We start from the raw sequence: 7,862 nt of genomic DNA on the forward strand, positions 1-7,862 counted from the left end.
GATGCTGCGCATCGAATGCCCCTGTTGCGGCCCGCGCGACCACGACGAGTTCCGCTATGGCGGCGACGCGTCCGTTGTCCGTCCTGCCCACGACGACGCCGATTTCGAGGCCTGGTACCGTTCCGTCTTCGTGCGCGAGAACCCGGCCGGACCGCATCGCGAGTACTGGCAGCACGTGATGGGCTGCCGTCAATGGCTAGTGGTCGAACGCGATACACGCAACCACGAGATCGCCTGGGTCCGCTTCGCACGGGAGGTGCGCGCATGAGGCGGCTTCACGAAGGCGGGCGGATCGACCGGTCGCAACGGATCAACTTCACCTTTGACGACAAGGCTTTAGCCGGCTTCCGCGGCGATACGCTCGCTTCGGCGCTGCTGGCGAACGGAATCGGCGTTGTCGGCCGCAGCTTCAAGTACCACCGGCCGCGCGGCATCTATTCCGCCGGGCCCGAGGAGCCGAATGCGCTCTTGACTTTAGGCACCGGTGGGCGGCGCGAGCCGAACGTGCCGGCGACCACGGTGGAGATAGCGGAGGGCCTGGTCGCCCAAAGCCAGAACCGCTGGCCATCCCTCAAGTTCGACGTTCAAAGCATCAACGGCTTGTTCTCGCCGTTCCTGTCGGCGGGTTTCTACTACAAGACCTTCATGGGGCCGACGCGGCGAGCCTGGATGTTCTACGAACACTTTATCCGCAAGGCGGCGGGGCTCGGCCGCGCGGGCGAAAAGCCCGATCCTGACCGCTACGAAATCCGTCATCTCTTCGCCGACGTCGTAGTGATCGGCGCTGGACCGGCGGGACTTTCGGCCGCGCTCGCTGCCGGGGAGGCGGGCGCTAGGGTTGTTCTCGTCGAGCAGGATTTTGTGGCCGGCGGTAGGCTTCTGTCGGAGCCGGCGGACGGCGAGGCCTGGCTTTCCGAAATGTTCGCACGGCTCGCCGACATGCCGAATGTATCGGTAATGACGCGCACCACCGCGTTCGGCGTCTATGACGGCAATGTGCTCGGCCTTGTGGAGCGGTACTGCTCAGGAAACGCCGATCCGACAAAAAGCGAGGCGCGCCAGGCGCTGGCGCTTTTGCGCGCTAATTCGATCGTGTACGCGACAGGGTCGATCGAGCGGCCGCTCACTTTCGCCAACAACGACCGGCCCGGCATCATGCTGGCCTCGGCGGCGCGGACCTATCTGAACCGCTTTGCCGTATTGGCGGGTACGCGGGTGGTGGTTGCGACCGACAACGACAGCGCCTATTCCGCAGCCTTTGATCTTGCGGCAGCCGGGGCAGAAGTGACGATAGCTGACAGCCGCGCCGAACCGACATATGAACTTCTGGAACATGCGCGCCGCCGGGGCATCGCCGTCCGCACGAAATCGCTGATTTCCAATGCCTTGGGACGTCATACACTGCGCGCTATTGCGCTTTCCGAACCGGGCGGTACGGCCACGGTAGAGTGCGATCTGATCGCGGTCTCCGGCGGCTGGTCGCCGACAGTGCATCTGACCTCCCATCTCGGGGTCAAGCCGGTCTATCGCGAGGACATTCGCGCCTTCGTTCCCGGAAAACTTGGAGCGGGGCAGTTCGTGGCCGGCGCAGTCACGGGAACCTGGACCACAGCGGGCGCGATCGAGGAGGGGCATTGTGCAGGGGCCGAGGCATCTGCGCGATGCGGCGCAACGAAATCAGTCGGTTCGCCCGTCAGGCTCAATCTTAATGAGATCAATGCGGGACCGAGCCCCCTCTGCGCCTCACTTCGATCGGCACCCCTCTCCCACTTCGTGAGGGGAGAGTATGGGAGCCCTGCCATGCGGCCGAAACATACTCTCCCCAGTAGATCAGGGAAGAGGTGGTTCGCGGGACGAATCGGAGAGGGGGCCGAAAGAGAGACGAAAATTACCGACGCCAAGGCCTTCGTCGACCTACAGATGGACGTGACCGCCAGTGACATCGCGCTGGCGCATCGCGAGGGATACGAGTCAGTCGAGCATCTGAAGCGCTACACAACGCTCGGCATGGGCACCGACCAGGGAAAGACAAGCAATATGCATGCGCTCTCGGCCATGGCCGGCCTGCGTGGCATGGCGGTCCCGGAAGTTGGCACCACAACTTTCCGGCCGCCCTATACCCCGGTCGCCGTTGGGGCGCTGGCCGGGCGCAGCATCGGCCATCATTACAAGCCGATCCGGCGCACGCCAATGCATCACTGGCATGCCGCTAATGGCGCGCAGATGCTGGAGAGCGGCCTCTGGATGCGCCCGTGGTTCTATGGTGCTTCCGGCCGCGACGCAAATGAAGCCTATGTCGCTGAGATGCGAATGGTGCGCGAGGCGGCCGGCCTGATGGACATCTCCACGCTCGGCAAGATTGAGGTCCAGGGCAAGGACGCGGCTGAATTCCTCGACCGGGTCTATGCTAACGGCTTTGCCAGGCTGCCGGTCGGCCGAGCGCGTTACGGCGTCATGTTGCGCGACGATGGCATCGTCTTCGACGACGGCACCACGAGCCGACTCGGCGAGGGGCGCTTCTTCATGACGACGTCGACCGCCAAGGCCGCAGACGTGATGTCCCGGCTGGAATTCCTGCTCGATACCGCCTGGCCGGACCTGCGCGTTTCGGTGACCTCGGTTACCGACGAATGGGCAGCCATGTCGGTCGCCGGTCCGAAGAGCCGTGATATCCTCGCCGCCGCATTCCCCGATCTGGACGTCTCAAACGAGGCGTTGCCGCATATGGGGCTGCTCGATATGAAATTTCGCGACAGGCCCCTGCGAATTATCCGCCTCAGTTTTTCCGGCGAGCGGGCTTACGAGATCTATGTCGGTGCGACCCTTGGCAAGGATGTGTGGTGCGGGCTGATGGAGTCCGGCGCGCCTTTTGGCCTGAAGCCATACGGCGTCGAGGCTCTGGGCGCCCTGCGCGTCGAGAAGGGCCATGTCGCGGGGCCGGAGATCGACGGTAGGACGACGCTCGATGACCTCGGGCTCAGCCGCATGGCGAGCAAGCGCAGCGGCTATGTGGGCGAGGTGCTTGGCCGCCGCGAGGCCTTCAGCGACCCGGCGCGGCCGCGGCTGGTCGGTCTGCGCTGCGTCGAGCCGGGCAAGCAGTTGCGCGGCGGCGCGATCCTGTTCAGGCCTGGCGAGCCGATGCATGGCCACGGTCTCGGCCGCATCACCTCGGTGACCTACAGCCCCACGCTTGACGCCTGGGTGGCGCTCGGACTGCTTGCCCGGAATGCAGCGGAGGAGGGCGCTGAGATCGTCGCCACTTATCCGATCAAAGGCCACACGGTGCGGGCTCGGGTAGTCTCGCCCATATTTCTCGACCCGAAGGGAGAGCGGCTCCATGGCTGATGGTTCGAACATGGCGGGGTTCGCGACGGCGGCTTATGGCTGCGCGATTGTCCAATTCGAGGGCTGGGACGGCGAGATGGCGCAATTCGAGGCGGAACTGCACCGGATGCTGGGGGGCCCGCTGCCGAACAAGGTCGGCGAGACCGCTCGTCATGACGGCTGGCTCGTCGTTCGCATTGCGCCGCGCCGGTTCTGGCTGCTTTGCGACGGCCCGCCGCCTAATATCTATGTCGATCCGGAACTCGGTTGCGCGCTCCCACTCGGCGAGGGCAGCGTGCGGCTGCGGCTCTCCGGCGGGAGCCTCAAACATGTGCTGGAGCGGTGCGTCGCGGTGGATTGGGAGACACTGGGCGAGGGACGGGCGGTCCAGACCGGCCTCCATCACGTGCCGGTCCTGCTGCTGCGCAGGAGCGCATTCGAATGCGACCTTCTCGTTCCGCGCAGCTTCAGCAAGAGCCTGACGGAGTGGATTGCCGACGCCTCCGCAGCCGGACCCTGCCGCCTCGAACCGGTCGAAGTGGGCTGACCATCCAGCCAAATGAACGATCGGGTGCAAGGAGCGAAAGCAAAGCCAATTGATTCCCTCGTGCAATCGACATTTACCAAAGATAGGAGAGCTGCTAATGCCCACATCTAGTCAACAGGAACGCGCGCCTGCGTTTAGTCAACAGGAATACCGCCAGCGCACTGCTCGGTTGCGACAGCAAATGGCGGCGCATGGTATGGATGCGCTGCTTGTCATGAACGAGTATAATATGAACTATCTCACTGGCTATGACGGATACTCTGAGTACGTTCCGCAGCTCGCTCTCGTATGTCAAGACGAGGAAGATCCGTGGCTGATCTTGCGCGAAATCGACACTTTGTGCGCAACGCCGACCTCGTACCTGCCACAATCGCGCATCCTCAGTTATCCCGAGAAGTACATTGGGTCGAGCCAGCGGACGGCATGGCAGCCGATTGGCGATCTGATCCGCGAGCGCACCAAGTCGAACCGCATCGGGGTCGAATTGACGGCCAAAACGTTTGGAGTGAAGGACCATGCCGCGCTCGGTAACAGCTTGGACTCATCGAAGTTCATCGACGCTGATGGCATGATTTCTAAACTCAAGAGGGTAAAATCACCAGCTGAGCTTGCCTACATGGAGCAGGCCGGAAAGATCGTAGACAGGGCCATGCAGGTGGGCCGGCTCGAGATCGCTGCTGGCGCGCGCGAATGCGACGTAGGGGCTGCCGTCATGCATGCTTTGGTCAAAGGCACTCCGGAAATTCCCGGGGGTGTTTGCGCCTTTCCAACCATGCCGGTTGGCTCTCCCGCCAACGCACCGCATCTTAAGTGGTCCGACGCGAGCTATAAGCTGGGCTGTCAGACTAATTTCGAGATTGGCGCCTTCCGACACCGTTATGCCTGCGCCCTGTCACGGACGGTATTTTTGGGTGAGCCAACGGCTCGGGCCCGGCACCTGCACCAAGCCGCCTTAGACGGCTTCCTCGCGCAGGTCGAAACGCTACGGCCGGGAGTTAAGTGCTCTGAAGTTTCGCAAGCATTCCAGCGCGCCTTTAAACCATACGGCGTGCGAAAGGAATCCAGGAGCGGCTACTCCATCGGACTTGGTTGGGTCGACAGCGGGATCAGCTTCCAAGAGGACGACGACACCGTGATTGAACCCAACATGACCTTCCACGTCCTCATCGGCATTTTTGAGAAGGATGACGGCTACATCTTCAGTGAGACTGTCCGAGTGACCGAGAACGGCGCCAAGTCGCTGAGCAGCATGCCCCGTGACCTGCTGGTAAATTACTGAGTTTCCACTGTTTCGCGCGAACGCCGGCGCATTGCTCAACACCAATGCGCCGGCATGCAGGAGCATCGATCATCGGCCGGGCTGCCGAGTTCAAGCACTACCCGGTCAACCGTAAGCAATAATCGGCTTTTCAGGAGGCGATTTTTCGGGGGCGGATGCCAAGCGCAGTCACGAGAAGCCACAAAAACCAGATCACGATCAAGCCTGCAGCCGCTGGGATACCGTCTGCAGGTTCCTGTTTGTCTGCCATCGCCCAAAAATCCGGCTACAGCTGGACCAGTAGCACGTGGTCCCATAACCCCTTCCGAGACCTCAAGCCGCTGTGCCGCTGATTGCCATGTTTCATCACGGCGTGTCAGTCAACTTGAGAATACGATTGTTTTATTTCCGTTGAGCATGATCCGCCGCTCCAAATGTAGCTTGACGGCCCGCGCAAGGACCCGGCTTTCGATGTCGCGGCCCGTTGCGACGAAATCCTCCGCGCTCATTGCATGCGTTACGCGCTCAGTCTCCTGATCTATGATGGGACCTTCGTCGAGGTCGGGCGTCACGTAATGCGCGGTTGCCCCGATGAGCTTCACTCCCCGCTCGTATGCCTGATGATAGGGCTTTGCGCCCTTGAAGGAGGGCAGGAAGGAATGATGGATGTTGATCATCTTGCCGAACAGGCGAGTTGACAAATCGTCGGACAGGACTTGCATGTACCTGGCCAGGATCACGAGGTCCGGCTCAGTTTCGCGCACGAGACCCAGCAGCTTTTGTTCCTGCTCGGTCTTGTTGTCCTTGCATACCGGCCAGTAATGATAGGCGAGTCCCTCCCGCTCGGCGACCCCACGGCTGTCTTGGTGGTTAGAGACGATCGCGACCACGTCGGCGTTCAGCCAACCGACCTTGATCTGGTATAGCAGATGAAGCATCGCATGGTCGAATTTCGACACCATTATGATGATCTTGGGCCTACGGCGCGCATCGACGGTGTGAACACGCAAACCGAAGCGGTCGATTGCTGGTTTGAGCGCACGATCGATTGACGCGGTCGAAACCGACTCGTCTCCTTCAACGGCCAGACGCATGAAGAAGCGATTGCTGGTGCGGTCCCAGAATTGGCTGCTCTCGGCAATGTTGGCACCGAGCGCAGTCAGTTCGGTTGCGACCGCCGCGACAATGCCGGGACGATCATCGCAGGTTAGAGTTAGAATCTGAAGTTGAGACATTGTACCTTCGGGTCAAATCGATCTGGAGAGCTCGGGCAGGATGACGAAAAGGCCGCCGACGATGCCGTAGTCGGCGACCTGGACGATCGGCGCCTCCTCGTCCTTGTTGATGGCGACGATGACCTTCGAAAGCCTTCATGCCCGCAAGGTGCTGGATGGCGCAGGAGATGCCGACCGCAATGTAGGGATCAGGTGCCACGACCTTGCCGGTCTGGCCGACCTGCCAGTCGTTCGGCGGCTAGCCGGCGTCGATCGCCGGGCGGCTGGCGCCGACGGCCGCGCCGAGCTTGTCGGCCATCGGCAGGATAACATCCTGGAACTTCTCCGAGGAGGCCAGCGCGCGGCCGCCCGAGATGATGATCTTGGCCGAGGTCGGTTCCGGCCGGTCGCTCTCCGGCAGCCAGTTTTCGTCGAAGCTGGGGAGGCCGGGGTCGGCTGCCGCCGAGACATGCTCGACAACAGCCGAATTGCCTTGGGAGGCTAACGGAAAAGAAGCCGTCCGTACCGCAATGACCTTTCATGGATGGGTCGACTGCACGGTCTGGATGGCGTGGCCGGCCGAGATCGGCCGCTTGAAGGTGTCGGACGAAACCACGGCGATGATCTCGGGGACCTGCATGACATCCAGGAGTGCGGCGGCCCGCGGTCGCCGGCGCGACTAGCGCGTCATAGCCGTCGGCGTCGGCAAGCAGCATCTTGCGCACGCCCTTGAACTTTGCGGCGGCATCGGCGGCGGGCTTCGCGCCTTTGCCGGCGACCAGCACATCGACTTCGGAACCGATCTCCGCGGCGGTGAGCGCCTTCGCGGTCTGGTCGGAAAGGGTGTGGTTGTCGTGTTCGGCAACGAGAAGAATGGCCATCTCCGTTCTTGAGTTTGTCAACAAGTTCCGCCAACCGTCTTGACCTGACGCTGGCCTTGCGGCCGCCAGGCTGCTCGATCTTGATGATCCTGAGCGAAGCCTTGACCTCGGCGGAGATGCCGGAACGCGAATTGACGTGAACCCGGGCGTTATCGGTTCGCCAGCATAAATGAAGCCGCGCTGCACTACGCCGACCCTGATGGCAGGTTGGTCGTCATAGAAAAAACGCGCCGTTGCAAGGCACGAGCAGGTATCTTTGATCCGCACTTCGGTTCGCTCGATTTTCAGACCGCGTTGATGGGCGGCTGCAGTTGATCCGTGACCCTTCAAGTATCTGCCAAGTGGCTACGGCTCCGCCAATATAATGTTCCGGACGGTGCCATCGCGTTTTCAGATGGCTGGCGCATGCTCTTAAGGACGGCTGTCGCTCTCTAAAGTAGAGAGCCTGAATAATATGGCAGTAAATTGGAGCTAATGAGAGTCCTCTCTGATTGGGGTCGTTTAGGTCAAGCCACTCCTGCACTTTTTTCTGGACCGTCCCGTAGGTCACTCGCTTCTCTTCGCGATCGGCGCTCTGGCCGCCGCATGATGGGGTCAGGAGAGCGAGGCGTCTCAATCTGTTTCACGACCTTGCCGAG

The 7,862-nt window shown here is 61.7% G+C and carries 5 protein-coding genes and 2 pseudogenes; 4 read left to right on the plus strand and 3 right to left on the minus strand.

The window, feature by feature from the left end; all coding sequences use genetic code 11:
* Window position 1 precedes the first annotated feature (1 nt).
* From ACFX5Q_RS28695 to ACFX5Q_RS28710, 4 genes are all read left to right on the plus strand, one after another.
* The gene (locus ACFX5Q_RS28695) at window positions 2-268 is read left to right on the plus strand and encodes a sarcosine oxidase subunit delta (RefSeq protein ID WP_404283329.1); all 267 of its coding nucleotides are present in this window, start codon (window positions 2-4) and stop codon (window positions 266-268) included.
* Window positions 265-3,345: a sarcosine oxidase subunit alpha family protein gene (locus tag ACFX5Q_RS28700; RefSeq protein ID WP_404283331.1), complete on the plus strand. Its 3,081-nt coding sequence runs from the start codon at window positions 265-267 to the stop codon at window positions 3,343-3,345. The genes ACFX5Q_RS28695 and ACFX5Q_RS28700 overlap by 4 nt, the downstream gene beginning before the upstream one ends.
* The gene (locus ACFX5Q_RS28705) at window positions 3,338-3,871 is read left to right on the plus strand and encodes a sarcosine oxidase subunit gamma (RefSeq protein ID WP_404283333.1); all 534 of its coding nucleotides are present in this window, start codon (window positions 3,338-3,340) and stop codon (window positions 3,869-3,871) included. Before ACFX5Q_RS28700 ends, ACFX5Q_RS28705 begins: the two co-directional genes overlap by 8 nt.
* A gap of 97 nt (window positions 3,872-3,968) precedes the next feature.
* Window positions 3,969-5,150, plus strand: a complete 1,182-nt coding sequence (locus tag ACFX5Q_RS28710) for a M24 family metallopeptidase (protein WP_404283335.1) — start codon at window positions 3,969-3,971, stop codon at window positions 5,148-5,150.
* A gap of 359 nt (window positions 5,151-5,509) precedes the next feature.
* Here the strand turns inward: ACFX5Q_RS28710 and purU are convergent, their stop codons facing one another.
* The 3 genes and pseudogenes from purU to ACFX5Q_RS28725 form a co-directional block, all read right to left on the minus strand.
* Entirely contained in the window at window positions 5,510-6,364 is an 855-nt protein-coding gene (purU, locus tag ACFX5Q_RS28715) for a formyltetrahydrofolate deformylase (RefSeq protein WP_404283336.1), read from the minus strand.
* A 12-nt stretch (window positions 6,365-6,376) separates the two neighbouring features.
* A pseudogene (locus tag ACFX5Q_RS28720) lies at window positions 6,377-7,224 on the minus strand (electron transfer flavoprotein subunit alpha/FixB family protein).
* Between the two features lie 129 nt (window positions 7,225-7,353).
* Window positions 7,354-7,491: pseudogene (locus ACFX5Q_RS28725) on the minus strand (methylaspartate ammonia-lyase); the annotation flags it as partial.
* Window positions 7,492-7,862 lie beyond the last annotated feature (371 nt).

Origin of the sequence: Mesorhizobium sp. IMUNJ 23033, assembly GCF_044778005.1 — a bacterium.
In the GTDB taxonomy this organism is placed as follows: Bacteria; Pseudomonadota; Alphaproteobacteria; order Rhizobiales; family Rhizobiaceae; genus Mesorhizobium; species Mesorhizobium amorphae_A.

Coding starts and splice junctions, on each gene's coding strand:
- ACFX5Q_RS28695 (WP_404283329.1), top strand. CDS start 2: ATGCTGCGCATCGAATGCCCCTGTTGCGGCCCGCGCGACCACGACGAG.
- ACFX5Q_RS28700 (WP_404283331.1), top strand. CDS start 265: ATGAGGCGGCTTCACGAAGGCGGGCGGATCGACCGGTCGCAACGGATC.
- ACFX5Q_RS28705 (WP_404283333.1), top strand. CDS start 3,338: ATGGCTGATGGTTCGAACATGGCGGGGTTCGCGACGGCGGCTTATGGC.
- ACFX5Q_RS28710 (WP_404283335.1), top strand. CDS start 3,969: ATGCCCACATCTAGTCAACAGGAACGCGCGCCTGCGTTTAGTCAACAG.
- purU (WP_404283336.1), bottom strand. CDS start 6,364: ATGTCTCAACTTCAGATTCTAACTCTAACCTGCGATGATCGTCCCGGC.